This window comes from Kitasatospora sp. NPDC058184 (genome assembly GCF_042883725.1).
Classification (GTDB): domain Bacteria; phylum Actinomycetota; class Actinomycetes; order Streptomycetales; family Streptomycetaceae; genus Kitasatospora.
Genome location: NZ_JBHVVE010000020.1, coordinates 138,134 through 163,411, shown reverse-complemented (window position 1 = coordinate 163,411; position 25,278 = coordinate 138,134). Strand labels below are relative to the sequence as shown.

Genomic DNA, 25,278 nt, shown 5'->3' with positions numbered 1-25,278 from the left:
TTCCTGGGGTGTTGGGGCAGGGGTGGCCCCGGGGCTGGTCCGTACGGACCAGCCCGGGGGCCTCCTCCGTGCTCAGGCGTCGGCCGGCCGCCGGCGGCCGAGCAGGCCGGTCTCGTGCAGCAGGAGCGCCTGGCCGCCCCACACCAGCACGGTGCCGACCAGACAGGCGAGCGCGACCAGGATGCCCATGCCGATCCTGACCGGCCGGTGCTCGGCCACCTCGCCGGTCGAACCGTCCGCCCACACCTGCTCCCGATGGCCGTCCGGGTGGTCGCCGTCGTGGGAGCGGCGGACCTGCTCCCAGTCCTGCCCGGCCGCCGTCCAGCGGTAGGTGCAGCTGTAGACGTCGATCGAGCCGATCGGGCCGCGGTCGCTCTCCAGGGTCTCCGAACCGGAGACGTGGCAGCCGCTCAGGGTGGCCGTCACCGCCTTGTCGGTGCGCATCCAGCTCCGGATGTCGTCCGTGGCGGACGCCGCCATCAGGACGCCGACCAGCGGCGGCACGAGCAGGAACAGGCCGATGCCCACGACCGCGCCGGGGGAGACCTCGTACCGCAGGAACGGTCCCGAGGCCGCCGCGCCCGCCAGCAGGGCGGCCCCGAACACCCACCCGTGCCAGGACAGCCACCCCGGGTCGTCGAACACCCACTGCCAGGCGGCCAGCCCGCCCACCACCGCCGCGACCAGGGCGGCCGCCAGGGCCACCAGGACGCAGGCCCGCTGCAACGTGCTCCACTTGGACACGCTCGTGCCCCCTCCGCACTCGGCTCCGCCTCCATCCTGGCGGAGGGGTGCGACACGATCCAGAGCCCGGCATCGGGACCGCTGTGCCCCGGGACCGCTCTGCCCCGGGACCGCGCTGCCCCGGGACCGTCCTCAGGACAGTCCGAGCAGCGCCCCGGCCCCGGCCGCCGCCACCACCAGGAGCAGGGCGGCCCCGTGCGGGCGCCACAGGGCGAGGGCGGTGCCGACGGCCTCGCGCAGCAGGAGGTACGGGCCGTGCGCCAGCGGGCCGTCCGCGCCGAGCACGGCGGCGGGGGCGCCGGCCCGGCGGGCGGCGAGGGCGGAGCGGACGGTGTGGAAGCCGTTGGTGACCACCGTGCAGCGGTAGCCGGGGCGCTCGGCGGCCATCAGGGCGGCGCTGAAACGCAGGTTCTCGGCGGTGTTCACGGCCCGCTCCTCGCGCCGGATCCGCTCGGCCGGGACGCCCCGGGCGACCAGGTAGCGGGCCATCGCGGCGGCCTCGGTGCAGTCCTCGTGCGGGCCCTTCCCGCCGGTCACCACGACCAGCGGGGCGTACCCGGCGGCCTCCTCGGCGGCGAAACGTTCCAGCGCGGCGTCCAGCCGGGCCGCCAGCGGGGGCCCGGGCTCGCAGCCCTCCAGCGCGGCGCCCAGGACCACCAGATAGTCGGAGCCGGCCGGCACGGGCCGGCGGCGGTGGTACAGCGCCAGGCCGAGGAAGCCGAGCAGCCAGAGCGGGACGGACCCGCAGAGCAGGACGGCGACGAACAGCAGGACGTGCATATACGTTCGAACGCCTGCGGCGGAACGACCGTTCCGGGGCGCTCCCGGAACGGCGGAACCCCCGTTCCGGGAGCGGAACGGGGGTTCCCGGGAACGATCGTTCCGCGGTGAGTGGTGGGGTGGCCTCAGCCGGCCTCGGCCGCCGGGGTGGCGCCCGCCACCGGGGCGGCCGGGGCGGCCGGAGCCGAGCCGGGGCGCCGGTCGCGCTTGTGCAGCGAGGCCAGGTAGGCGTTGTACGCCTCCAGCTCGGCGTCGCCGGTGCGCTCCTCGGAGCGGTCGCGGCGGCGGGCCTGCCGCTGTTCGGAGCCCATCCACTGGTAGACCAGCGCGATCAGCACGATCGCGGTCGGGATCTCGCCGAACGCCCAGGTGATGCCGCCGGCCAGCTTCTGGTCCTCCAGCAGGTTCGTCCCCGGTGGTGCGCCCTCCACGGTGAAGGTGGTGACCAGCGGGTGGCCCGCCATCATCACCGCCACGCCGAAGAAGGCGTGGAACGGCATCCCCATGAACAGCTCGATGATCCGCATCACGTGGCCCGGGCGGTGCGGGCCCGGGTCCACGCCCATGATCGGCCAGAAGAAGGCCAGACCGGTGAGCAGGAAGTGCACCATCATGAAGATGTGCCCGAGGCGGTACTGCATCAGGAAGTCGAACAGCGGGGTGAAGTAGACCCCGTACAGGCTCGCGATGAACATCGGGATGGTGAACGCCGCGTGCGAGACGATCCGCATGTACCGGCTGTGCAGCAGCGCCACCAGCAGCTCGCGCGGCCCGCGCGGACGGCCCTTGCCGGCCGGGCGCAGGGCGCGCAGCGCCAGCGTGATCGGGGCGCCCAGCAGCAGCAGGATCGGCGTCAGCATGGAGAGCACCATGTGCTGGATCATGTGCGCGCTGAACAGCACCATGCCGTAGTCGTTCAGCCCGGTGCAGGTGACCAGCAGCATGGTGGCGACACCCGCCGCCCAGCCGACCGCCCGGCCGATCGGCCAGCGGTCGCCGCGCCGGTACAGCCGCACCACGCCCGCCGCGTACAGCCCCAGGAGGACCAGTCCGCCGAGCAGGAACACCCAGTCGGGGGACCAGGTCCAGACGTTGGACAAGCTGAACGGGCCTAGTTGGGTCATCCCGCCGTGGTGGTGCATTCCTGACATTCCGTCGCCCATCGGCGGGTCCTGCTTTCCGTCCTCGTGGTCCAAAACGCGGGTCCGGTTCGCCCGTTTTGCTTGACATACAGCCTAGGTGGGCCTTACCCCGGGCCATCCCCCCACCCCCTCCGTACGGGTGTCTCCCCACCGGAGCGCCTCCTGGCTAGACTGACCGGCCGGTCGGCGGGGAGGCTCGGGGCTCGGAGTCCGAGGGCTCGGGGATTCGGTAGGGAGGCTCGGAGATGGCGACGGAACACGGCCCCGCGGCGCCCACCACGGTCGCGCTGACCGGGGCGACCGGCTTCATCGGCTCCGGCGTGCTCGCGGCCCTCGCCGCGCGCGGCGTCCGGGTACGCGCCCTGGCCCGCACACCGCCCCAGGAGGCCGTACCGGGCCCCGCCTGGGTCCCGGGCGACCTGGCCGACCCGGCGGCGCTCACGGAGCTCTGTACGGGCGCCGGGGCACTGGTGCACCTCGCCTCCCGGGTCGACGGCGGAGCCGAGGAGTGCGAGGCGGTCAACGACCGGGGCACCGCCGCCCTGATGGCGGCCGCCACCCGCGCCGGGGTGCGGCGGATCGTCCACCTCTCCACGGCCGCGGTCTACGGCGAGGGCCCGCACCAGGGCATCGAGGTGGACGAGGTGCCGCCCGCCCCGGTGTCCGAGGCCAGCCGCACCCGGCTGCTCGGCGAGCGCCACGCGCTGGCGGCCGGCGGGTGCGTGCTGCGCCCCGGACTGGTGACCGGCACCGGCGACCGCTGGGTGGTGCCCGCGCTGGCCGAGCTGGTCCGCCGGGTGCCGGTCCGCTGGGAGGGCGGCCGCACCCGGCTCTCGATGGTCGACCGCGCCGACCTGGCCCGGCTGATCACCGCGCTCGCCCTGGACGGGCAGGCCGCCCCGCCGGGCGTCCACCACGCCTCGCACCCCGACCCGGTCCGCGGCGGCGACCTGCTCACGGCCTTGGCCGCCCTCGGCCTGCTGCCCGCCCCGGACGGCCCGGACACCCCCTGGGAGGAGTGCCGCCGACTGCTGGCCGCCGCGCCCGGCCGGGTCTCCGAGCGGCAGTTCGGCCTGATCGCCCGCGACCACTGGTACCGCAGCGACCGGATCTGGCACCTCGCCGCCTGCCCGCCCGGCCCCGGCCCCCTGGCCCGCCTCCCCGAGGCCGCCCCCTGGTACCGCCAGGCGCTCGGCCGGCCCTGAGGGGCCGCCGGCGCCGGGGTGTTCCCGTTGCGGCGGCCGGCGGCCCCCATCGGGCGTGGGACCGTCAGGCCGTGGCCTGCCCGGCGCCGGGGCGCTGGTTCTTCGCGTCGACGACGGCCCGGGTGACGATGGTCGTGCGCTCCACGACGGTGCCGGGCTTGATGCCGTACTCCTCCCGGACCTGCACGCCACGGCTGCCGAGGTACTGGTGGCTCTCCCGATCGAAGATCCACTCCGATCGCTCGCCGGTCTGGGGGTCGAGCCGCGCCAACGCGATCCCGTCGCGGCCGGAGACGTCCTGCGCGTGCTCGACCACCACCACGCCCGGGATCTTGCCGGCGGCCTCGTAGAGCGCGGCGGCGAGGGCGGAGGGGACGAGCTGCTCGCGGATGATGGAGCCGATCTCGTTGAACGCCTGCTGGTCGTGGTCCCGGTCGCCGCTCACCGTCGAGTAGACGGACTTCAGCAGCGCGTCGGGGTCGGCGGGCTGGGCCGCGAGCCACTGGTAGGTCAGCTGCTCGCGGGGCTCCTTGGTGTCCAGCGTGATGCCGCCCTTCGACTGGTAGCCCGGCTCGTCCAACCAGCCCTTGGTGCCGTCGGGGGACTTCCACACCTCGCGGTCGTGGAGCGGCTGGACCCAGGTGGCGGACTCCCCGGTGTCCACGTTGTGACGGGTGGCCATGAAGGAGACCTGGCTCTTGACGTAGACGAACTGGCCCGGTCCGGGCTGGGGCGTGGTGCGCGCCGTCGCGGCGGCGGCGATCGCGTGGACCGTCGAGGCGAGCTGGACGGTGCTCCCCTCCTCGATCTGCACGACGGGTGCCCTGACCAGCCGTGGGGAGCCGACGGTGTCGGCCGGGGTGTTCAGGGAGACGACCACGGCGAGGGCCGCGGCCGCGGCGACCGGCGCCGCGAAGAGGACGGTGCGGCGCAGCGGGCGCCGTACCGGGGCGGCCGCGGGGGCGGCCTGGTCGGGCCGGTGGATCTCGCTCATCAGGTGCTCCTCGAGCAGGTCCTGGCGGTCGGCCGCCAGGCGGGGATCGGCCGGCGCCGGCAGTAGACGGGCCAGTTCCGCGTGGTCGAGCGGTTCGGTGTGCCGCCGCGAGTTGCGGATCATCGGTGCGTCTCCTTGTGCGGCCGGGCCGCGGTGCTGCGGCTGCCCTGTACTTGTCCGGGGATCGGGAGCGGTTCCGTGTTCTGCTGCGCGGCGCGCAGTTCCTCGGCCGCGAGTCTGCGCAGTCGGGTGCGGGCGCGGGAGAGGCGCGAGCGTACGGTGCCGACGGGTATGCCGAGGGTGGCCGCCGCCTCCGCGTAGCCGAGCCCGGACCAGACGCAGAGCGCGAAGACCTCGCGTTCCGAGCGCCGCAGGCGCCCCAAGGCCTTGTGGGCGGCGGCGAGTTGCTCGGAGTCGGCGATGCGGCCGACGAGTTCGTCGGCGAAGTCGGGGACCGGGTCGGTCGCGGGCATGCGGGCCAGGGCCGCGCTGTGGCGGCGGGCGGCGCGCGTCGTGTTGCGCAGCACGTTGACGGCGATGCCCATGAGCCAGGGGCGTGGGCTGTCGCCCTCGTCGCGGAGTTTCCCGCGCAGGCGCCAGGCCTCGAGGAAGGTCAGCGAGACCACGTCCTCGGCGAGTGCCCAGTTCCCGGTCACGCGCACGGCGTGGCGGTACACCAGGGAGGCGTGGTCCCGGAAGAGGTCGCGGAACGCTTCGGGGTTCCCGGCCCGGAGCCGGGAGTGTGGATGGTTCACGTCATGCCTTGTCCGGGCGGGAGGACCGGTTCCCGTGACCCGGGTCACCATCCGCGGCGTCAGTTCCTGGGGACCAGGGTGTTCTCGTTGCGGCGGCCGGCGGCGTGGTCGTCGATGTTGCGGGCGGTGGCGTCGATGATCTGGCCGACGGCGGTGCGGGTGAAGTAGGCCTGGTGGCTGGTGACGAGGACCTGGGGGAAGGTGACGAGGCGGGCGAGGGTGTCGTCGGTGATGCCCTCGATGGAGCGGTCGGTGAAGAAGACGCCGGTCTCCTCCTCGTAGACGTCGAGGCCGACGCCGGAGAGGCGGCCGGCGCGCAGGGTCTCGACGAGGGCGGCGCTGTCGACGAGGCCGCCGCGGCTGGAGTTGATGAGGATGGCGTCGTCCTTCATGCGGGCGAGGGCGGCGCCGTCGATGAGGTGGTGGGTGGCCGGGAGGAGGGGGACGTGGAGGCTCACCAGGTCGGCGCGGGAGAGGAGTTCGGGCAGTTCGGTGTAGTGCATGCCGAGGTCGAGGCAGGCGGGGTTCCGCGCGATGTCCCAGCCGAGGAGTTCGGTGCCGAAGCCGGCGGCGATGCGGGCGAAGCACTCGCCGATCTTGCCGGTGCCGATGACGCCGACGGTCATGCCGTGGATGTCGCGGCCGAGGAGCCCGTCGAGGCGGAAGTCGAACTCGCGGGAGCGGCTCGCGGCGCGGGTGAGGCGGCGGTTGACGGCCAGCGCGAGGGTCCAGGCGTGTTCGGCCACGGAGTACGGGCTGTAGTGCGAGACCCGGGCGACGGTGAGGCCGAGCTCGGCGGCCGCGTCGAGGTCGATGTTGTTGAAGCCGGTGGAGCGCTGGGCGATCAGCTCGGTGCCGCCGGCGGCGAGGACGGCGAGGGTCTCGGCGTCCAGGACGGCGTTGACGCTGCTGCTGACGGCCGGGTAGCCGGCGGCCAGCGGGGCGGTGTCGCGGTTGAGGAACACGTCGAGGCAGCGCAGCCCGTGGCGGCCGGCGAAGGCCTGCTCCAGCAGCGGCCGCTCGTCGGCCTGCACTCCGTAGGCGAGGATCTCCATGCCGGACACGCTAGCGGCGGGGGCCGCCGGACGCCCGCCGGGTGCGGCAGGCGCCCCCGGGACGTACGGAGGCCCCCGGGCCGCGCGGGGCGGGCCGGGGGCCTCCGGGGAGGGCGGGGGCGGTCAGAGGACCGTCTCGGCCTCCAGGTAGCGGTCCTGCGGCACGGTCTTCAGCTCGGCGACCGCCTCGGCCAGCGGCACCAGGTTGATGTTGGTGCCCTGCAGCGCGGTGATGTGCCCGAAGGCGCCCTTGTGGACGGCCTCGACGGCGTGCCAGCCGAAGCGGGTGGCGAGCACCCGGTCGTAGGCGGTCGGGGTGCCGCCGCGCTGGGTGTGGCCGAGGATCACCGGGCGGGCCTCCTTGCCGAGGCGGTGCTCCAGCTCGCGGGAGAGCTGGGTGGCGATGCCGGTGAACCGCTCGTGGCCGTAGATGTCCTTGGTGCCCTCCTCCCAGTGCATGGTGCCGGGCTCGGGCTTGGCGCCCTCGGCGCAGACCACGATGGCGAACTTCTTCTGGCGGTCGAAGCGCTCGCGGACGACCTCGGTGAGCTTGTCGATGTGGAACGGGCGCTCCGGGACGACGATGGCGTGCGCGCCGGCGGCCATGCCCGCGTTCAGCGCGATCCAGCCGGTGTGCCGGCCCATGACCTCGACGACCATGACGCGCTGGTGGGACTCGGCGGTGGTCTTCAGCCGGTCCAGCGCCTCGGTGGCGACCGAGACGGCGGTGTCGAAGCCGAAGGTCACGTCGGTGGCGGCGATGTCGTTGTCGATGGTCTTGGGCACGCCGACGATCGGCAGGCCCGCGTCGCTCATCAGCTTGGCGGCCTTCAGGGTGCCCTCGCCGCCGATCGGGATGACCGCGTCCAGGCCGAGGTCGGCACAGTACTTCTTGGCCCGTTCGACGCCGTCCCGCAGGTGGCTCGGCTGGACCCGGGAGGAACCGAGGATGGTGCCGCCCTGGGCCAGGATGCCGCTCACCGAGTCCAGGGTCAGGGGGCGGTGGTGGCCCTCAAGGAAACCGCGCCACCCGTCCTCGAACCCGATGATCTCGTCGCCGTGGTCGACCACCCCCCGGTGGACCACGGAGCGGATCACCGCGTTCAGGCCGGGGCAGTCACCGCCGCTGGTCAGCACTCCGATACGCATTAGCTTTGCAACTCCCGAGCAGAACCGAGGAACGGCCGGACTACAGGCTGGGACGACGAGCCGTCACCGTAACGGGGCGCTCCCTCGCCGTGGTGGCGGGGAGGTGGCCGCGGGGTGAAGGACCGGCCGATCCGGACAGAACGCCCGAAAACGGCCGCGAAGTCGAGCATACGGCCCCTGGTCCGGCCGGGCAGGAGCCGACGCGGGAGCGGCGCCGTCGGCGCCCCCGCGCGGAATTGCAGCCTGCTGCCGAGGAGGGTGTGCAGTAGGCAGCCCCATTGTGGTACGTCCGGGGCCGCCCGCGGACCGGGTGACCGCATGGCGGGCACCCGGCCGGGGCGTACGGATGTACTACTGGGGACGCGTCGCGGCCGCGATGCGCTCGGCGCGCAGCGCGTCGTACCAGGTGGTGTCGGCCGGCGGCAGCGCGGCGACGTCCAGCGCCAGCTTGAGCAGCATGTCGGCCACGGCGGGGTTGCGGGCCAGCACCGGGCCGTGCAGGTAGGTGCCGAACACGGTGTCCCGCCAGGCGCCCTCGGTGCCGTCACCGGTGCCGTTGCCCCGGCCGACGCTGACGGTGGCGAAGGGCTGCACGCCCTGGCCGAGATGGGTGACGCCCTGGTGGTTCTCGAAGCCGGTCAGCTGCGGCAGGCCGAGCCGGGGGTCGACGTCGGCGAGCACGTCGCCGACGCAGCGGGCGCCCTCGCCGCGGGTGGTCCAGACGTCGAGCAGGCCCAGGCCCGGCTCGCGCTCGCCGAGGTCGTTGATGAACTCGTGGCCCATGATCTGGAAGCCGGCGCAGACACCGAAGATGATCGCGCCGTTCTCGGCGGCCCGCACCAGGCCGCTGTCGGCGCGCAGCCGCTCGGCGGCCAGGCGCTGCGGGCGGTCCTCGCCGCCGCCGATCAGGTAGATGTCGCCGCTGGTGGGGATCGCCTGGTCGGAGCGGACGTCGATCCGGGTCACGTTGAGGTGGCGCTGGCGGGCCCGGCGCTCCACGACCAGGGCGTTGCCCCGGTCGCCGTAGGTGCTGAGCAGGTCCGGGTAGACCCAGACCACGCGCAGGCTGCTCTCACTCATCCTCGAAGGCCTTCCGTCACGTAAAGACTGGTGTGCGGGCGCGGCATCAGCCGGCCACGACCTTCCGCAGCTGCTGGAAGGCGGTGTAGTTGGCGATGGCCTCGATCCGGCCGGGCGGGGCCATCCGGACGGCCTGCTCCAGCGTGTCGACCACGTGGAACTGGAGTCCGGCGACCTCCAGGCGGACGGCAAGGTCCAGCTTGCGCTGGCCCATCACGAAGACCGGGTGCCCGGCGAGGCGCTCGTAGTCGACGTCCCACAGCCAGGAGGTGTCGGTGCCGTCGGCGTCGAGGGCGTTGACGGAGAGGATCACCGGGGCGGGCGGGCCGTCGATCAGCGAGAAGGTCTCCAGCCAGCCGGCCGGGTTCTTGGCCAGCAGCAGGCGGATGTCCCGGCCCTGGTACTGGACCACGTCGTAGCGGCCGGCCACGGCGGCCACCGAGCGCATCCGCTCCAGGGCGACCTGTGGGGCGACGCCGAACACGGCGGCGACGGCGGCCGAGCTGGTGGCGTTGGCCAGGTTGGCCCGGCCCGGCAGCTGGAGCTGGATCGGCCAGGCGCCGCGCTGCGGGTCGATCACGTGGGTGCCCTGCAGCGCCCAGTGCGGGTTGGGCCGGCGGAAGCCGCAGTCCTGGCAGAACCAGTCGTCGCCGGGGCGCTGCATCACACCGCCGCAGGCGGGGCAGGACCAGGCGTCCTCCTTCCAGGCCTGTCCGGCGGCCACCCAGACCACCTTCTTGCAGGAGGAGGCGGCCCAGGTCACCAGCGGGTCGTCGGCGTTGGCGATGACCACGGCCTCGGTGTTCTGGAGGCCCTCGCGCCACTTCTCGGCCATCATCCGGGTCTCGGCGGCGCGGTCGAGCTGGTCGCGGGAGAGGTTGAGCAGGGCGATCGCCTTGGGGCGGGTGTCGCGGGCGACCATCGCCAGGTACTTCTCGTCGACCTCGATCACGCCGAAGCGGGCGTCGTTGCCGCCGGCCAGGGCGGAGGTGATGCCGGCGGGCATGTTGGCGCCCAGGGCGTTGGAGACCACCGGACCGGCGGCGCGCAGCGCCTCGGCGATCAGGCGGGTGGTGGTGGTCTTGCCGTTGGTCGCGCTGACCAGGACGACGTCGAGGTTCTCGGCGAGGGTGGCGAGCAGGTCGGGGTCGAGCTTGAGGGCGACCTTGCCGCCGATCACCGAGCCGCTCCCGCGCCCGGCCTTGCGCGACACGGCGGCGGCGACCCGGCCGGCGGTGACCGCGATCTTGGCGCGGGCCGGCAGCGAGGCGTCGCGTGCGCCTGTGGGCTCCGATTCGGTGCCTGCCATGCTCAGTGGTTCCTCCTTGCTGCGGCACCACCCGTGGCCGAATAACGGGCCGTCGGGCGGCGGGGACGGGGGTCAGCCTACCGACTCCGTCGCCCGACCGGACGATCCGGACCCCGTGCCGCCTGCTGCGACGCGCTCGCGGGTGCTGCTGACGGCCTGTCGGGGAGAGCGGTGTACGGAGCAGCCCCAAGGGTTCGGCTCCGAACCCCTACTGCTTTGACGACGCTCGACGACCACCGTCGGGTTCCCGACCTGCCCGGGTAAGGATCTGGTGAAGAAATGATCAGCGTCCCGGATGGTGGGCGCAGCCGGCCGGATCCCCGGCGGCCAGCGTGGCGGTGATCACCAGGGTGCCGTCCTCGGCCCGGAAGTCCAGGGGCGCGTCCAGCCGTCGCATCGCGGCGATCAGCCCGGTGTTGCCGCCCTGGGTCACCGCGTACACCGTGCGGACGCCGGCCGCCCGGGCCGTCGCCGACAGCCGCCGCAGCAGCGCCGCGCCCAGCCCGTGCCGCTGCCAGCCGTCCTCGACCAGGACGGCCAGCTCGGCCTCGCCGTCGTCCCACATCAGGTGCCCGAGCGCGAGGATCCGCCCGTCCGGGGCGGTCACCGCGTAGCTGCGGCCGTGCCGGGGGTCCAGCAGGTGGTCCAGGTAGCGGCCGGCGTCGCGGACCGGGCCGTGGTAGCGCAGCCGCAGCGCGGCGGGGGAGCAGCGCCCGTGCATCGCCAGCGCCGCCGCCCGGTCGGCCGGCCCGGCCGGGCGCAGCAGCAGCCCGGTCCCATCCGGCAGGGACAGCCGGGACGGGGCCTCCGGCGCCGGACCGGCGGCGCGGACGGCGGGCGGGTGCGGCCGCACGGTCCGGTACGGGCCGCCGGTGAGCGCGGGCGGCCGGGTGGCCTGGCCCTCGGGCGCCGCGCACCTGCGGTCGGACCTGCGGAAGGGCCGGTGCCAGAGCCGTTCGGGGCGAGTGCGTGATGCCTTCATGCCGCCGACGCTACCGACGGTGCGCTTCCGTTCGGTTACGTGATCGTGAACGGGCGAATGCCCGGGTGCGCGGCCGGGCGGGGTGGGACAGGGCGGGCCCCCGCCCGGGACGGCGGCACGGGTGGCCGGGACGGCATCGGCGCAGGTCGCGACCGGTGCCTCAGGCGGGTGGGACAGCGGGCGGCCGACGGTGGATGGCGTTCCCCGGTGCTCCTGGTGAGCAGGAGGCCACGCCCCGTACGGCCACACCCGTACGTCCACACACCGAAGGCCGTTTCCATGCGCGACACCCCGTCCGTCCCCACCACCGACACCACCGCCACTACCGAGACCGCCGCCACCACCGGCACCCCCGCCGTCCCGCACGCCCGCCGGGCTCCGGTCGGCACCGCGCTCACCGGGCTGCTCGACCGGCAGGCGCAGACCCGGCCCGGCGGGCCGGCCGTCCTCGGCGAGGGCGGCGGCCTCACCTTCCAGGAGCTGGCCGGGACGGCCCGCCGGCTGGCCGCGCGGCTGCGCCGCCTGGGCGCCGTCCCGGACGGCTGCGTCGGCCTGTACGTCGAGCCGTCCGTCGAGCTGGTCGCCGGGGCCTGGGGCGTGCTGTACGCCGGGGCCGGCTACCTGCCGCTGTCGCCGGAGTACCCCGAGGACCGGATCCGCTACATGGTCGAGGACAGCGGCACCCGGATCGTGCTGACCCAGGCGCACCTGCGCGAGCGGCTGGCCGCGCTGGTCCCGGCCGGGACCGCGGTCGTCACCTTCGAGGCCTGCGAGGACGCCGCTCCGCCGCCGGAGGTGGCGGAGGAGGCACACGAGGAAGCGCCCGAGGCGGCCGCCGAGCCGGAGTCGCTGGCCTATGTGATCTACACCTCGGGCAGCACCGGCCGGCCCAAGGGCGTCATGATCGAGCACCGCTCGGTGGTCTCCCAGCTGCGCTGGATGCACTCCGCCGGGCACCTCGACCCCGGGACCACCGTGCTGCAGAAGACCCCGATGAGCTTCGACGCCGCGCAGTGGGAGATCCTCGCCCCGGCCGTCGGCGCCCGGGTGGCGGCCGGCACGCCCGGCCTCTACCGGGACCCGGAGGCGCTGGTCGCCGCCGTCCGGCGGCACGGGGTGACCGCGCTCCAGTGCGTGCCCACCCTGCTCCGGGCGCTGCTGGACACCGAGGGCTTCGCCGACTGCACCGGCCTGACCCGGGTGTTCTCCGGCGGCGAGGCGCTCTCCCGGCGGCTCGCCCGCGACCTGGGCCGCGCCCTCCCGCAGGCCGCGCTGGTCAACCTGTACGGCCCGACCGAGTGCACCATCAACGCCACCTGGCACCTGGTCGACCCGGCCGATCCGGCCGACGGCGCCGGCTCGGTGCCGATCGGCCGACCGGTGGCCGACACCCAGTGCCACGTCCTCGACGAGGAGCTGCGGCCGGTCGCCAGTGGCGGCGTCGGCGAGCTGTACATCGGCGGCGTCCAGCTGGCCCGCGGCTACCTGAACCGGCCGGAGCTGACCGCGGAGCGGTTCGTCCGCTCCCCGTTCGCCCCCGGCGAGCGGCTGTACCGCACCGGCGACCTGGTGCGGTGGAACCCGGACGGCACCCTCCAGTTCGCCGGCCGGGTGGACAACCAGGTCAAGCTGCGCGGGTACCGGGTCGAGCTGGACGAGATCGCCCGCGCGATCGAGGAGCACACCTGGGTGCGCCGCTCGGCCGCGGTCGTCACCGGGGACGACCGCACCGGGCACCCGAACCTGGTCGCCTGCGTCGAGCTCAACCCGCGCGAGGCCGCCCTGATGGACCAGGGCAGCCACGGCGGCCACCACCAGTCCAAGGCCAGCAAGCTCCAGGTCAAGGCCCAGCTGTCCGACCCGGGCCTGCGCGACCGGGCCCGGCTGGCGGGCCGCGAGCGGGTCGGGCTGCCCGGCCGGAAGGAGACCGACGCCCAGCGCCGGGAGGCCTTCGCCCGCAAGAGCTACCGCTTCTACAACGGCGGCGCGGTCACCCGGGACGACCTCATCGCGCTGCTCGCGCCGCGCCAAACCCGCACCTTCGGCCGCGACCTGGAACTGCTGAGCCTGCCCGAACTCGGCCGCGTCCTGCGGTGGTTCGGCCAGTTCCACAGCGAGGAGCGGCTGCTGCCCAAGTACGCCTACGCCTCGCCCGGCGCGCTGTACGCGACCCAGCTGTACCTGGAGACCGGCGGCCTGGACGGGCTCGCGGCCGGGCTGTACTACTACCACCCGGTCGAGCACGTCCTGGTCCGGATCGGCCCCGCCGGGGCGCGGCCGGGCCCGGATGGCGGGGCCTACCTGACGCTGCACTTCTCCGGGAAGCACGGCGCCATCGAGCCGGTCTACAAGAACAACATCCGGGAGGTGCTGGAGTTCGAGACCGGCCACATGCTGGGCGTCCTGGCGGAGGTGCTGCCCGAGTACGGGCTGGACGTGCGCCCGATCGGCCTCGACCCGGCGGCCAAGGGCCGGCTGGACGTCGCCGAGGAGGACCACTACCTGGGCGCCTTCGCGGTCGTCCGGGCCGGCGGCCCGGCGCGGGACGAGGGCACCGAGCTGTACGTCCAGGCCCACGAGGGCCGGGTGGACGGCCTGCCGGGCGGCCTCTACCGGTACGCCGACGGCGAGTTGACGCACGTCTCGGAGGAGGTGGTGGAGTCCCGGCACGTGATCGCGATCAACCAGGCCGTCTACGCCCGGGCCTCGTTCGGCATCACGGCCGTCGCCCGCGCCGAGGAGGAGTGGCTGCGGTACATCGTGCTCGGCGCCGAGCTGCACCGCCTCCAGCGCAACGGCCTGGGGCTGGGCTTCATGTCCTCCGGCTACAGCTCCAAGTCCGGCCACCCGCTGCCCGCTTCGCGCCGCATCGACGAGATCCTGGCCGGCCGCGGCATCACCCCGGGACCGTCCTACTTCTTCCTCGGCGGCAAGGTGAGCGAGGAGCAGATCCGCAGCGAGGGCATGCACGAGGACACCGTCCACATGAAGGGACCGGCCGAGCTGATCAAGGACCAACTGGCCACCCTGCTGCCCGACTACATGCTGCCCAACCGGGTGCTGGTGATGGACGCCCTGCCGCTCACCGCGAACGGCAAGGTGGACCTCAAGGCGCTGGCCGCCTCCGAGGCCGTCCGCACGGCCGACGTGCGCGGCGCGTACGTCGCACCCGCCACCGGGTACGAGCGGTGGCTGGCCGAGGCCTGGGGGCGGGCGCTGGGGTACCAGGAGGTGTCGGTGACGGACGAGTTCTTCGCCGTCGGCGGGAACTCGCTGATCGCCGTCGCCCTGGTCCACCGGATCAACCGCGAGTTCGGCGTCGCGCTGCCGCTCCAGGTGCTGTTCGAGTGCCCCCGGCTGGGCGACCTGGCCGCGCGCGTCGAACGGGCCTGCGGCGAGGGCGGCGAGCGCGCGGGCGGGGACACCGGCGGGAGCGCGGCCTCCCGGCTGGTGCCGCTGCACCCGGGGGCGGCCGACCGGGCCGTGTTCTGCTGGCCCGGACTGGGCGGCTACCCGATGAACCTGCGGCCGCTCGGCCGGGAGGCGAGTGCGGGCCGGGCCTTCTACGGCGTCCAGGCGCACGGCGTCAACCCGGGCGAGACGCCGTACCCGACCATCCGGGAGATGGCCGCCGCCGACGTCGCCGAGCTGCGCCGGGTGCAGCCGCGGGGGCCGTACACGCTGTGGGGCTTCTCCTTCGGCGCCCGGGTCGCCTTCGAGGCGGCCTGGCAGCTGGAGCGGGCCGGGCAGCGGGTCGAGCGGCTGCTGCTGATCTGCCCCGGCAACCCGAAGGTGCGCCGGGACGACGCCCGGTCGTGGGGCCGTGAGGCCTCGTACGCCAACCCGGCGTACCTGACCATCCTGTTCGGGGTGTTCGCCGGCCGGATCAGCGGCCCCGATCTGGAGCGCTGCCTGGCCGAGACGGTGGACGAGGCGACCTTCGTCGCCTCCGTGCACCGGATGCTGCCGGAGCTGGACGAGGAGCTGATCCGGCGGATCACCGGGATCGTCGGCGAGACCTACGAGTTCGAGTACAGCTTCCGCGAGCTCGCCGAGCGGCGGCTGGAGGCGCCGGTGACCGTCTTCAAGGCCGCGGGCGACGACTACTCGTTCATCGAGGGCAGCACCGGCTACTCCGCGGCCCCGCCCACCGTGGTCGACCTGGCGGGCGACCACTATGGGGTGCTGCGGGAGCACGGGGTGGCCGAGCTGGCCGCCGCGATCCGGGAGGTGGAACGGACGGGCCCCGGGGAGCTCCCGGGCCGCTGATCGGATGATGTGGACACGCTCACGGATGGCTCAGGATCCGTGAGCGGGGGAGCCCCTTCGGATAGGGATGGCTCGGCTTTTCCGCCGATCCCGTCTCCTCCGAAGGGGCTTTCCGATGTCCGTGAAGAACTCCGCGCTGGCCACCGCCTGTTGCGCCCTGCTGCTCGCCCTGCCGCTCGCCCTCGCCCAGTCGGCCGCCGCCGACAGCAACGGCCCCAAGACGCCCGAGGAGGCCGCCACCTGCCACCAGGTGCTCGGCGCCCTGCTCGGCGGCTTCGGGCCGATGCTCGGCGAGGCCGTCTGCGTCGTGCAACCGGCCGACAAGGGCTGACGCCTCCCGGGAATCCGCCGCCGGCGGTGGCCGCCCTCCTCGGGCCGCCGCCGGCGGAGCCGGATCCCGGGCCCGCGCCGGGTGCGGGGCCGCCGGAGGCCGGCTCCGGATTCGCCCGGCCGGCCCACCGGGTGCGGGCCGGTCGTGGCGGCGGTCGGGTGCCGGGCCGACGATGAGGGGGCGGGGGCGGGGCGGGGGCGAGAAGGGAGCAGGACCGTGCAGGAGTTCCTGGTCGAGATCACCACCAGCGTCCCCGAGGGCACCGCCGAGGAGGAGGTCGACCGGCGGCGCGCCGCCGAGGCCGTCCGCGCCCGCGAGCTCGCCGCCACCGGCCACCTGGCCAGGCTGTGGCGCCCGGTCGGCGAACGGCGCAGCATCGGCGTCTGGCGGGCGGCCGACGAGGCCCGGCTGCGCGCGGAGGTGCTCGGCAGCCTCCCGCTGCGGCCGTGGATGACCGTCGTGGTGACCCCGCTCGAACCGCACCCCAACGACCCGGGCCCGGCCTGAGGCGACGGCTCAGGCGATGCGGGTCGGCGCGTCCTGGAGGGTGTGGCCGGTGGCGGTCAGCAGCGTCGTCAGGACGGCCGGGGTGACCGGGTGCTCGGTGCGGAGGTAGAGCTCGTCGGCGGCGGGGTGGGGGTGCACGGAGAGCAGGGTGATCCGGTGGTCGGCGAGCGCCGTGCGGGTGTGGGCGAGGGCCGTGGTGCGCACCCGCCAGAGCGCGACCGGGGGCGGGGCGTGCGGTGACCACCAGCTGTGGAGCAGGGCGGTGGCGAGCAGGGCGAGCGCGGAGGCGGCCACGACGACCGGGCCGTCCGGGCCGTGGACGACGATCTTGGCGATGAGGTCGGCCGCCGTGACGGAGAGGAAGACGGCGGCGAGTTCGACGGTGTCACGGCGCCAGCGGTGGGTGCGGCGGGCACCGGGGCCGGCGGGGGCACGGAGGGGAGAGGGCTTCGAATGCTCCATGCCACCACCGTGCCCGACCGGTGTTTCCCGGTCGGGCATCCGTCGTGACCGGCCGGTTACGGTCCGCGCCGGGGTGTTACGGGAGGAACGCGCGGGGCCGAGTCGGGAGGCCGGGCCGCCGGTGGTCTAGCCGAGCAGGTCGCGGGCCGCGGCCTTGACCTCGGCGAGCAGGAGGTGGAGGTCGGCCTCCGTCGTGGCGGCGTTGAGGAGGCAGGCGCGGAGCAGCTCGGCGCCGTCCAGGCGGGCGCCGGTGACGAAGACCCGGCCGCGCCGCTGGACGGCGGCGGGGAGGTCGCGGTTGAGGGCGTCGCGGGCGGCCCCGTCCCGGCCGGGGGCGCGGTGGCGGAACGCCACGATCGAGGTCTGCACCTCGGCGAGCAGCTCCAACTCCTCGTCTGTTTCGACGAGTTCGCCGAGCCGGCGGGCCAGTGCGGTGCACCGGGCGATGTCCCGGGCGAGCCCGGCCCGGCCCTTGTGGGCGATGGTGGCCCAGACCTTGAGGGCCCGGAAGGGGCGGGTCTGCTCGGTGCCGTACTCGGAGAACCAGCCGAGCGCGCCGGCCGACTCGTCGCGCAGGTAGGACGGGACGAGGCTGAAGGTGCCGCGCAGCTCCTCGGTGTCGCGGACCAGCGCGCAGCCGCAGTCGACCGGGACGCCGAGCCACTTGTGCGGGTCGAGGGCGAGCGAGTCGGCGCGCTCCAGCCCGGCGTAGCGGTGGGCGATGGCCGGGTCGAGCCGGCCGAAGGCGCCGTACGCGCCGTCCACGTGCATCCAGAGGCCCTGCTCCTCGCAGAGGTCGGCGATCGGGCCGAACCCGTCCACCGCGCCGGCGCCGACGGTGCCGGCCGAGGCGACCACCAGGAAGGGCAGCAGGCCGGCCGCGCGGTCGCGCTCGACGGCCGCTCGCAGGTCGGCGGTGTCCAGCCGGCCGTCGGGGCCGGTGGCCACGGTGCGCAGCTGCCGGCTGCCGAGGCCGAGCAGCTCGGCGGCCTTGCGGACGCAGGAGTGGGTCTCGCCGGTGACGTAGCCGACCAGCGGCGGCAGGCCCGCCAGGCCCTCCTCGCGGACGTCCCGGCCGGCCCGCCGGGCGGCGCGGTTACGGGCGGCGGCGAGGCAGACGATGGTCGCCATCGAGGTGCCGGAGGTGAGCAGGCCGCCGCCGGCCGGGTGGGGGAAGCCGACCAGTTCGGCTATCCAGCGGACCACGGCGCGCTCCAGGTGGACGTCGGCGTGGTCGCCGCCGGCCGAGCTGGGGTTCATCGCGGAGGCGGCGAGGGTGGCGAGCACCCCGGCGGGGGCGGGGGCGGAGTTGACCCAGCCGAAGAAGCGCGGGTTGCCGTTGCCCATCGGGTACGGCAGGACGTCCCGTCCGATGGCGCCGATCAGCTCGTCGAGCGGGCGGCCCTCGGCGGGCAGCGGGGCGTCGAGCAGGGCCCGGCGGGCGGTCTCGTCCATGGGCTGCCAGACCGGGCGTCCGGGCAGTTCGGCGAGGTAGTCGGAGACGAGGTCGGCGGTGGCGTGGGCGGCACGGCGGAAATCGGCGTCGGTGAGGTCGGCGTCGGTGACGTCGGTGCCGGGGGAGTCCTCGGTGGTCATGGCGTGCTCCAGGGAGGCCGGGGGACGGGCTGGGCGAGGCGCGGCGTCCTTGGCGCACCCGGGTCAGGCGATGATCGGGTGATCCTACGCAAGCAGGCCCGCACCGTGCGGTGCGAGCCTGCTTGCCGAGACCCGGGGGCGTCGGTCCGGGGGACCGGGGGCGTCAGTCCAGCGAGCTGGACAGGCCGCTCGCCGAGCGGCAGTAGCCCTGCATCTCCTTGTTGGTGATCTTGGCGCAGAGCCGTCCGGCCGCGCCCCCGTCGGTGTAGTTGACCGTGTAGTAGCTGACCAGGCCCTCGGCGCAGGCCTTGCGCTGCCAGCCGTCGGCGGCGGTCGCGCACTGCTCGGACGCCCAGTCCTCGCGGTCCAGGTTGTACTTCATGGTGCGCGAGCCGACGCCGCGGCTGCAGTCCACCGCCCCGCCGCTGGCCTTGCCGTTGAGGCACCACTTGAGGGCCTCGGCGTAGACCTCGGGGTGGTTCGGGTAGTCGTGCGAGGAGAGGAAGAAGGTCGGGGCGTAGAAGAAGCAGGCCGACTGGAACAGCGACGGCTGGTCCTTGCACGGGTAGAGCGGGTCCTGGGCGAGCTTGTCGGCGGGCAGGTTGGCCTTGGCCTGCTCGTCCTCCTCGTCCGGGCCGAAGAGCTGCATGAACAGGCCCTCGGAGCAGCGGATCCGGTTCTGGTCGGAGGGGAACTTGTTGCACAGGTCGCGCGCCTTGGCGACGTCCTGCTTGGCGACGAACATGGTGCCGTGGCCGACGCCGTGGATGCAGGGCCCGGTGTTCTTGGGCGCGCAGAGCTTGAGCAGGTCCGTCTCGGGCTGGGTGGAGGCGTTGAGCATCTCCTCGACCGCGCCGTGCAGGTAGCCGGCCGCGCAGGTCTCGTGCGGGAAGGAGATGACCTTCTGGAAGTCGGCGTTGAAGCGCTTGACCGCCGCGTGGCCGAGCTCGTGCGCGATCGGGTGGCAGAAGCGCACGGTGTACGGCTTCTCCTTGGTGATCTTGTCGAGGTCGGCCAGGGCGACACCGGGGTCGGTGGCGTCCATCTCGGCCATCACCTTGTTGCGCAGCGTGGAGCGGGTCCACACGGCGGGGTCGCCGGTCGGGGTGGCGCTCGCGGGGCCGGCCGCGGCCGGCCGGGCGCCGGCGGCGGGGGCCCCGGGGGCGACGGCGGTCAGGGACGCGGTGGCCGCCGCGGGCGACCAGTCGGTGACGGCCACCGACCCCAGGCCCAGGACGCCCAGGAGCAGGGCGGTGAGAATCGCGAAGACTCGCGGCTGCATGACGGGATCCCCCGGCGGATCGAGGTGAACGTTTCGCTCCCATCCTGACGGCACGTGAGCGGTAAGCCGCGATTTCGCCCGCCATTCGGGAGGTGTCGGCGACGCTATCGCACCGTGGGACCTCCGGGCCCGGCGGGATGGTTCCGCACAATCACCCGGACGGAGTACGGGGGCGCGGGCGTCGCCGGGTGCGCCGTTCGGGTGGCGGCACCCGCGCCCCACACGCGTTCAGGCCCCGGCGGTCAGAGCTCCAGCGTCACCCGGTACTCCGTCAGCCAGGCGTCGAAGTCCAGCGCGAGGTCGACGGCCAGCCGGACGGACTGCGGGTCGGTGTCCGGGGCGAGCGCGTCGGCGAGGCGCCGCCGGTCGAGCAGGTCCAGGGCCGGGGAGGTGCGCTCGACGGCCAGCCGGGCCAGTTCGGCGCGCAGCTTCGCCGGGTAGTGCGGGTCGGTGGTGACCGGGTACGGGCTCTTCGCCCGCTCGGCGACCGCGGCCGGCAGCACGTCCCGGACGGCGGCGCGCAGCAGGCTCTTCTCCCGCCCGTCGAAGGACTTCATCGCCCACGGGGCGTTGAAGACGTACTGGACCAGCCGGTGGTCGCAGAACGGCACCCGCACCTCCAGGCCGTTGGCCATGCTCATCCGGTCCTTGCGGTCGAGCAGGATGCAGACGAAGCGGGTCAGGTTGAGGTACGAGATCTCGCGCATCCGCCGTTCGAGCGGATCCGCCTCCGGCAGGTGCGGGACCTCGGCGACCGCCTCGCGGTAGCGGGCCCTGCGGTAGCCGTCCAGGTCGAGCTTGCGGAGCAGTTCGGCGTCCAGGAGGTGCTCGCGCGGGGTGGCTCCGCCGCCGGCGATGCCGGTGAGGCCGAGCGCCCAGGGGAAGTCGTCGACGGCGATGGTGGCCGGGTCGTGGAACCAGCGGTAGCCGCCGAAGAGCTCGTCCGCGGACTCGCCGGACAGCGCGACGGTGGAGTGGCGGCGCACGCCCCGGAAGAGCAGCAGCAGCGAGGTGTCCATGTCGCCGACGCCGTTGGGCAGGTCACGGGCGCGCAGCACGACGGAGCGCCGGGCCGGGTCCGTCAGGTCGGCCGCGTCCAGCTCGACGACGCTGTGGTTGGCGCCGACGTGGTCGGCGAGCAGCCGGGCGAACGGGCCGTCCTGGGTCTGCCGGACGTCGTTGGCGTTGAAGGTCTCGCTCTGCCCGGCGAAGCCGACCGAGAAGGAGCGCACCGGGCCGGCCCCGGCCGCGCCCAGGGTCCGGGCGGCCAGGGCGGTGACGGCGCTGGAGTCCAGGCCGCCGGAGAGCAGCGAGCAGAGCGGGACGTCCGCCTCCAGCTGACGGTGCACGATGTCGTCCAGCAGGGCCCGGACGGTGGCGACCGTGGCCTCCAGGCTGTCGCGGTGCTCGCGCGCCTCCAGCGCCCAGTAGCGGCGGACCGAGAGGCCCTCGCGGCGCACCCGCACGACGTGCCCGGGCCGGACCTCGTGGATGTCCCGGTACGGGGTGAGCCCCGGGGTGCGGGCGTAGCCGAGCAGTTCGCGCAGCCCGTCCAGGTCCACCACCGGGCGGACGGCGGGGTGGGCGAACAGGGCCTTGACCTCGGAGCCGAAGACCACGCCGTCCGGGGTGCGGTGGTAGTACAGGGGTTTGACGCCCATCCGGTCGCGGACCAGCAGCAGCTCCTCGCGCCGGATGTCCCAGACCGCGAAGGCGAACATGCCGTTGAGCCGCTCGGCCAGGTGCTCGCCCCACTCCAGGTAGGCGCGCAGCACGACCTCGGTGTCGCTGCGGGTGCGGAAGCGGTGCCCGGCCGCCTCCAGTTCCGCGCGCAGTTCGCGGTGGTTGTAGACCTCGCCGCTGTAGGTGAGCACGGCCAGCGTCCGGCCGTCGTGCTCGACCGTCATCGGTTGGACGCCGCCCGCGATGTCGATCACCGCGAGCCGGCGGTGGCCGAGCACGGCGTGCGGCTCCAGGTGGACGCCGCCGGCGTCCGGGCCGCGGCGGGCCTGGGTGGCCGTCATCGCGTCGATGACCCCCCGTTCGGCGGTGAGGTCGCGCTCGAACGCGACCCATCCGGTGATCCCGCACATCAGCAAGCCTCCGGTCTTCCGCTTCGTGTTCAGGGGGTCACGCTACGTGCGGAGTTGGCGCCGCTTCAAGGGGCTTTCGGGAACAGGGGCGAACGGGTGGCCGTTCGACGGCCGAATGTGAAGGAGTCGTGGATGTGGTCTGAAAGTCGTAATGTCTGCCCGATTTCGGGCAGAAACTTTGGCTTCGGCGGCCGGCCCGACCTAGGCTCCACACTCGTGCCGAGCTCACCCCACCCCCACGAAGACCTCCTCGCCCACCTCACCCGGACCAGCCCGCTCGGGCCCCGGGAGGCGGCGCGGGTCGTGGCGGAGGTGCTGGCGTACTTCTCCGAGAGCACCGAGGAGTACGTGCGCCGCCGCCACACCGAGCTCCAGGCACGCGGTCTGACCAACGAGCGGATCTTCGCCCGGCTCACCGAGGAGCTGCCGCAGCGCCGGGTCTCGGCGCCGGAGCTCTCGGCCCGCCAGCTGCGGCGGATCGTCTACGGCTGAGGCGGTTGAGGCGGCTGAGGCGGCCGAGCGCCCGTCGCCCTCACCGCGCTCGCTGCCCACTGCCCTCGCTGCCCTCAGCGGGCTGACTGCTCTCGTTCCCGACCTTCCGAAGACTTCGAAGAGGAGACCACGCATGTGCGGAATCGTGGCCTACATCGGCCCCAAGGACGCGACCCCCTTCCTGCTGGAGGGGCTGGCGCGGCTGGAGTACCGCGGCTACGACTCGGCCGGTGTCGCCGTCACCGGGCGCAGCGGCGGGATCAAGCTCCGCAAGGTGAAGGGCCGGGTCGCCGACCTGGCCGCGGCCGTGCCGGCCCGGTTCAAGGGCACCACCGGCATCGGCCACACCCGCTGGGCCACCCACGGCGTCCCCAGTGACGCCAACGCGCACCCGCATCTGGACAACGCCGAGCGGATCGCCGTCGTCCACAACGGCATCATCGAGAACGCCGACGAGCTGCGCGCCAAGCTCGCCGCCGACGGCGCGGTGTTCCGCTCCGAGACCGACACCGAGGTGCTCGCCCACCTGATCGCCGCGAACGTGGCCGAGGGTGTCGAGCTGGAGGACGCGGTGCGGGCCGCGCTCGGCCGGGTGGTCGGCACCTACGGCATCGCGGTGCTCGACGCCGAGCGGCCGGACCGGATCGTCGTCGCCCGCAACGGCAGCCCGATCGTGCTGGGCATCGGCGAGAAGGAGATGTTCGCCGCCTCGGACGTCTCCGCGCTGGTCCGCTACACCCGCCAGGTCGTCCACCTGGAGGACGGCGAGCTGGCCACCGTCCGGGCCGACGGCTTCCGGACCTTCACCGAGGACGCCCGCACCACGCACCGCCAGCCGTCCACCGTGGACTGGGAGGTCGACTCCTACGACACCGGCGGCTTTGAGCACTTCCTGCTCAAGGAGATCCACGAGCAGCCCGGCTCGGTCGAGCGCACCCTGAGCGGCCGGCTCGACGAGCGCTTCGCCACCGCGCACCTCGGCGGCCTCAACCTGGACGCCCGGGAGCTGCGCGAGATCCGCCGGGTGAAGATCCTCGGCTGCGGATCGGCCTACTACGCGGGCGAGATGGGCGCGCAGCTGATCGAGGAGCTGGCCCGGATCCCCGCGCACAGCGAGCCGGCCTCCGAGTTCCGCTACCGGAACCCGGTGATCGAGGCGGACACCCTGTACGTCGCGGTCAGCCAGTCCGGCGAGACCTACGACACGCTGGCCGCCGTCCAGGAGGTCAAGCGCAAGGGCGGCCGGGTGCTCGGCGTCGTCAACACGGTGGGCAGTGCTATCGCCCGAGAGTGTGACGGCGGTATCTACCTGCACGCCGGTCCGGAGGTCTCGGTCGCCTCCACCAAGGCGTTCACCTCCACCGTGGTCGCCTTCGCGCTGCTCGCCCTGCACTTCGGGCGCATCCACGACCTGTCGCCCGCCGACGGGCGCCGGATCGTTTCCGCGCTCAAGGCGCTGCCCGACCAGATCCGCGAGGTGCTGGAGCAGAGCGAGGCCATCGCCGGACTCGCCGCCGAGTACGCCGACTCCGCAGGCATGATGTTCATCGGCCGGGTGCGCGGCTACCCGGTGGCCCGCGAGGGCGCGCAGAAGCTCAAGGAGATCTCCTACGTGCACGCCGAGGCCTACCCGGCGAGCGAGCTCAAGCACGGCCCGCTGGCGCTGATCAGCACCGAACTGCCCACCGTGGCACTGGTTCCGGACGACGAGCTGCTGGACAAGAACCTCACCACGCTGGGCGAGATCAAGGCCCGCTCCGGGCGGGTCATCGCCGTCGGCCACCGGCGGCCCGAGGAGAAGCTCGCGGACCACTGCATCCTGGTGCCCAAGAGCGAGCCCGAGCTGGACCCGCTGCTGCTCAACATCCCGCTCCAGCTGCTCGCCTACCACGCCGCCGTCGCCCTGGGGCGGGACGTGGACAAGCCGCGCAACCTCGCGAAGAGCGTGACGGTGGAGTAGTCCCCCGGAGCCTCGGGGGAGGGCGTCCTCGGAGCGGAGGGCGCTCGTCACGGACCCGCGGGTCCCGGTCGCTGTGCGGACGGCCGGGGCCCGCGTTCCGCTGTCCGCAGGTCAGAAGACCGAGCAGCCGGACAGGGTGGTCAGGGTGTCCAGGGCGGCGACCGCGGCGACGGAGTTGCCGGCCTGGTCCAGGCGCGGGCCCCAGGCGCAGACGGCGGCGCGACCGGGGAGTATCGCGAGGATGCCGCCGCCGACGCCGCTCTTGCCGGGCAGGCCCACACGGAACGCGAACTCGCCGGCGGCGTCGTAGGTGCCGCAGGTGAGCAGGACGGCGTTGATCCGCTTGGTCTCGCTGCGGGACATCAGCCGGGTGCCGTCGGCGCGCACGCCGTACCGGGCGAGGAAGGAGCCGGCCAGCACCAGGTCGCGGCAGCTGGTCGCGACGGCGCAGTGGGCGTAGTAGTGCTCCAGGACGGTCTCGACCGGGTTCTCCAGGTTGCCGTGGCTGGCGATGAAGTGGGCCAGCGCGGCGTTGCGGTGGCCGTGCTCGGCCTCCGAGGCGGCGACCACCGGGTCGGTGTCCAGCAGCGGGTTGCCGGACTCGCGGCGCAGGAACTCCCGTACCGCGCCCGAGGCGTCGCCGGTCATGGTGTGGAGCCGGTCGGTGACCACCAGGGCGCCCGCGTTGATGAACGGGTTGCGCGGGATGCCGTGCTCGGTCTCCAGCTGCACCAGGGAGTTGAACGGGTTGCCGGACGGCTCGCGGCCGACGCCCTGCCAGAGCGTGTCACCGCCGTAGGCCACCGCGAGGGCGAGCGAGAACAGCTTCGAGACGCTCTGGACGGAGAACGGCCGCTGCCAGTCCCCGACACCGTGCAGCTCCCCCTCGACGGTGGCGACGGCCATGCCGAAGGCCTCCGGGTCGGCGGTGGCGAGGGCCGGGATGTAGTCGGCGACCCGGCCCCGGCCCGTGGTCGCCCGGGCGGCCGCCTCGGCGGCCTCCAGCAGGACCGGCCAGTCCAGGTACTCCCCGCCGGGCACACCGTTCAACGCTTCTCCTCCACCGGCACCGACTGGGAACACGACCGGGA

General features: G+C 74.1%; 21 protein-coding genes. 6 read left to right on the top strand and 15 right to left on the bottom strand.

Translation table 11 applies throughout. The annotated features are described in order from the left end of the window. Positions 1 to 72 precede the first annotated feature (72 nt). From ACFVXH_RS31230 to ACFVXH_RS31220, 3 genes are all read right to left on the bottom strand, one after another. Complete coding sequence (locus ACFVXH_RS31230) at positions 73 to 744, bottom strand: hypothetical protein (RefSeq protein ID WP_380781070.1); 672 nt, start codon at positions 742 to 744, stop codon at positions 73 to 75. 132 nt (positions 745 to 876) lie between these two features. Then, on the bottom strand, positions 877 to 1,524 hold the full coding sequence (locus tag ACFVXH_RS31225; RefSeq protein WP_117492263.1) for a YdcF family protein: 648 nt from the start codon (positions 1,522 to 1,524) through the stop codon (positions 877 to 879). Positions 1,525 to 1,649: 125 nt separating this feature from the next. Next, complete coding sequence (locus ACFVXH_RS31220; protein WP_082346077.1) at positions 1,650 to 2,666, bottom strand: cytochrome c oxidase assembly protein; 1,017 nt, start codon at positions 2,664 to 2,666, stop codon at positions 1,650 to 1,652. Between the two features lie 245 nt (positions 2,667 to 2,911). Between ACFVXH_RS31220 and ACFVXH_RS31215 the strand changes: the two genes are divergently transcribed. After that, a complete protein-coding gene (locus ACFVXH_RS31215; protein WP_387829199.1) occupies positions 2,912 to 3,871 on the top strand; it encodes an NAD-dependent epimerase/dehydratase family protein in 960 nt (319 codons plus the stop codon). Between the two features lie 64 nt (positions 3,872 to 3,935). On the opposite strand, the gene ACFVXH_RS31210 is transcribed toward ACFVXH_RS31215, so the two are convergent. From ACFVXH_RS31210 to ACFVXH_RS31180, 7 genes are all read right to left on the bottom strand, one after another. After that, on the bottom strand, positions 3,936 to 4,988 hold the full coding sequence (locus ACFVXH_RS31210) for a CU044_5270 family protein (protein WP_387829197.1): 1,053 nt from the start codon (positions 4,986 to 4,988) through the stop codon (positions 3,936 to 3,938). Next, positions 4,985 to 5,620: an RNA polymerase sigma factor gene (locus tag ACFVXH_RS31205; protein WP_074004544.1), complete on the bottom strand. Its 636-nt coding sequence runs from the start codon at positions 5,618 to 5,620 to the stop codon at positions 4,985 to 4,987. The genes ACFVXH_RS31210 and ACFVXH_RS31205 overlap by 4 nt, the downstream gene beginning before the upstream one ends. 59 nt (positions 5,621 to 5,679) lie before the next feature. Continuing rightward, on the bottom strand, positions 5,680 to 6,675 hold the full coding sequence (locus ACFVXH_RS31200; RefSeq protein ID WP_049656211.1) for a 2-hydroxyacid dehydrogenase: 996 nt from the start codon (positions 6,673 to 6,675) through the stop codon (positions 5,680 to 5,682). A 123-nt stretch (positions 6,676 to 6,798) separates the two neighbouring features. Continuing rightward, complete coding sequence (locus ACFVXH_RS31195; RefSeq protein WP_074004545.1) at positions 6,799 to 7,824, bottom strand: 6-phosphofructokinase; 1,026 nt, start codon at positions 7,822 to 7,824, stop codon at positions 6,799 to 6,801. Positions 7,825 to 8,175: 351 nt separating this feature from the next. Further along, a complete protein-coding gene (locus tag ACFVXH_RS31190) occupies positions 8,176 to 8,904 on the bottom strand; it encodes a type 1 glutamine amidotransferase (RefSeq protein ID WP_074004546.1) in 729 nt (242 codons plus the stop codon). Between the two features lie 46 nt (positions 8,905 to 8,950). Further along, positions 8,951 to 10,213, bottom strand: coding sequence for a MurT ligase domain-containing protein (locus ACFVXH_RS31185; protein WP_049656207.1), 1,263 nt, complete (start codon positions 10,211 to 10,213; stop codon positions 8,951 to 8,953). A gap of 283 nt (positions 10,214 to 10,496) precedes the next feature. Further along, positions 10,497 to 11,195, bottom strand: a complete 699-nt coding sequence (locus ACFVXH_RS31180) for a GNAT family N-acetyltransferase (protein WP_387829195.1) — start codon at positions 11,193 to 11,195, stop codon at positions 10,497 to 10,499. Between the two features lie 279 nt (positions 11,196 to 11,474). On the opposite strand from ACFVXH_RS31180, the gene ACFVXH_RS31175 reads away from it, so the two are divergent. The 3 genes from ACFVXH_RS31175 to ACFVXH_RS31165 all read left to right on the top strand — a co-directional run bounded on the left by ACFVXH_RS31175 (position 11,475) and on the right by ACFVXH_RS31165 (position 16,302). Beyond that, positions 11,475 to 15,464 (top strand): amino acid adenylation domain-containing protein, encoded by a 3,990-nt coding sequence (locus ACFVXH_RS31175; protein ID WP_387829194.1) that lies wholly within the window; start codon positions 11,475 to 11,477, stop codon positions 15,462 to 15,464. 115 nt (positions 15,465 to 15,579) lie between these two features. Continuing rightward, positions 15,580 to 15,795 (top strand): hypothetical protein, encoded by a 216-nt coding sequence (locus tag ACFVXH_RS31170; protein ID WP_049658393.1) that lies wholly within the window; start codon positions 15,580 to 15,582, stop codon positions 15,793 to 15,795. A 216-nt stretch (positions 15,796 to 16,011) separates the two neighbouring features. Beyond that, the gene (locus ACFVXH_RS31165) at positions 16,012 to 16,302 is read left to right on the top strand and encodes a muconolactone Delta-isomerase family protein (RefSeq protein ID WP_049658392.1); all 291 of its coding nucleotides are present in this window, start codon (positions 16,012 to 16,014) and stop codon (positions 16,300 to 16,302) included. A gap of 9 nt (positions 16,303 to 16,311) precedes the next feature. Here the strand turns inward: ACFVXH_RS31165 and ACFVXH_RS31160 are convergent, their stop codons facing one another. The 4 genes from ACFVXH_RS31160 to asnB form a co-directional block, all read right to left on the bottom strand. Beyond that, positions 16,312 to 16,764 carry a hypothetical protein gene (locus ACFVXH_RS31160; protein ID WP_375875274.1) on the bottom strand — a complete coding sequence of 151 codons (453 nt, stop codon included), beginning with the start codon at positions 16,762 to 16,764 and terminating at the stop codon, positions 16,312 to 16,314. A 126-nt stretch (positions 16,765 to 16,890) separates the two neighbouring features. Then, on the bottom strand, positions 16,891 to 18,360 hold the full coding sequence (locus tag ACFVXH_RS31155) for a pyridoxal phosphate-dependent decarboxylase family protein (RefSeq protein WP_387829193.1): 1,470 nt from the start codon (positions 18,358 to 18,360) through the stop codon (positions 16,891 to 16,893). A gap of 163 nt (positions 18,361 to 18,523) precedes the next feature. Then, entirely contained in the window at positions 18,524 to 19,642 is a 1,119-nt protein-coding gene (locus tag ACFVXH_RS31150; protein WP_074004551.1) for a hypothetical protein, read from the bottom strand. Between the two features lie 242 nt (positions 19,643 to 19,884). Next, the gene (gene asnB, locus ACFVXH_RS31145) at positions 19,885 to 21,735 is read right to left on the bottom strand and encodes an asparagine synthase (glutamine-hydrolyzing) (protein WP_074004552.1); all 1,851 of its coding nucleotides are present in this window, start codon (positions 21,733 to 21,735) and stop codon (positions 19,885 to 19,887) included. 216 nt (positions 21,736 to 21,951) lie between these two features. Here asnB and ACFVXH_RS31140 point away from each other — a divergent pair, with 216 nt between their 5' ends. Continuing rightward, positions 21,952 to 22,227, top strand: coding sequence for a hypothetical protein (locus tag ACFVXH_RS31140; RefSeq protein ID WP_049651654.1), 276 nt, complete (start codon positions 21,952 to 21,954; stop codon positions 22,225 to 22,227). Positions 22,228 to 22,360: 133 nt separating this feature from the next. Then, complete coding sequence (gene glmS, locus ACFVXH_RS31135) at positions 22,361 to 24,187, top strand: glutamine--fructose-6-phosphate transaminase (isomerizing) (protein WP_387829190.1); 1,827 nt, start codon at positions 22,361 to 22,363, stop codon at positions 24,185 to 24,187. 111 nt (positions 24,188 to 24,298) lie between these two features. Here glmS and ACFVXH_RS31130 read toward each other — a convergent pair whose 3' ends face one another. Then, a complete protein-coding gene (locus tag ACFVXH_RS31130) occupies positions 24,299 to 25,237 on the bottom strand; it encodes a glutaminase (protein ID WP_369808293.1) in 939 nt (312 codons plus the stop codon). Positions 25,238 to 25,278: the final 41 nt, after the last annotated feature.

What these genes read in the sequence shown, in the direction of transcription:
- ACFVXH_RS31190 (WP_074004546.1), bottom strand. Translation starts at nt 8,904, where the DNA reads ATGAGTGAGAGCAGCCTGCGCGTGGTCTGGGTCTACCCGGACCTGCTC.
- glmS (WP_387829190.1), top strand. Translation starts at nt 22,361, where the DNA reads ATGTGCGGAATCGTGGCCTACATCGGCCCCAAGGACGCGACCCCCTTC.
- ACFVXH_RS31195 (WP_074004545.1), bottom strand. Translation starts at nt 7,824, where the DNA reads ATGCGTATCGGAGTGCTGACCAGCGGCGGTGACTGCCCCGGCCTGAAC.
- ACFVXH_RS31200 (WP_049656211.1), bottom strand. Translation starts at nt 6,675, where the DNA reads ATGGAGATCCTCGCCTACGGAGTGCAGGCCGACGAGCGGCCGCTGCTG.
- ACFVXH_RS31185 (WP_049656207.1), bottom strand. Translation starts at nt 10,213, where the DNA reads ATGGCAGGCACCGAATCGGAGCCCACAGGCGCACGCGACGCCTCGCTG.
- ACFVXH_RS31160 (WP_375875274.1), bottom strand. Translation starts at nt 16,764, where the DNA reads ATGGAGCATTCGAAGCCCTCTCCCCTCCGTGCCCCCGCCGGCCCCGGT.
- ACFVXH_RS31175 (WP_387829194.1), top strand. Translation starts at nt 11,475, where the DNA reads ATGCGCGACACCCCGTCCGTCCCCACCACCGACACCACCGCCACTACC.
- ACFVXH_RS31170 (WP_049658393.1), top strand. Translation starts at nt 15,580, where the DNA reads ATGTCCGTGAAGAACTCCGCGCTGGCCACCGCCTGTTGCGCCCTGCTG.
- ACFVXH_RS31180 (WP_387829195.1), bottom strand. Translation starts at nt 11,195, where the DNA reads ATGAAGGCATCACGCACTCGCCCCGAACGGCTCTGGCACCGGCCCTTC.
- ACFVXH_RS31220 (WP_082346077.1), bottom strand. Translation starts at nt 2,666, where the DNA reads ATGCACCACCACGGCGGGATGACCCAACTAGGCCCGTTCAGCTTGTCC.
- ACFVXH_RS31150 (WP_074004551.1), bottom strand. Translation starts at nt 19,642, where the DNA reads ATGCAGCCGCGAGTCTTCGCGATTCTCACCGCCCTGCTCCTGGGCGTC.
- ACFVXH_RS31215 (WP_387829199.1), top strand. Translation starts at nt 2,912, where the DNA reads ATGGCGACGGAACACGGCCCCGCGGCGCCCACCACGGTCGCGCTGACC.
- asnB (WP_074004552.1), bottom strand. Translation starts at nt 21,735, where the DNA reads ATGTGCGGGATCACCGGATGGGTCGCGTTCGAGCGCGACCTCACCGCC.
- ACFVXH_RS31155 (WP_387829193.1), bottom strand. Translation starts at nt 18,360, where the DNA reads ATGACCACCGAGGACTCCCCCGGCACCGACGTCACCGACGCCGACCTC.
- ACFVXH_RS31210 (WP_387829197.1), bottom strand. Translation starts at nt 4,988, where the DNA reads ATGATCCGCAACTCGCGGCGGCACACCGAACCGCTCGACCACGCGGAA.
- ACFVXH_RS31225 (WP_117492263.1), bottom strand. Translation starts at nt 1,524, where the DNA reads ATGCACGTCCTGCTGTTCGTCGCCGTCCTGCTCTGCGGGTCCGTCCCG.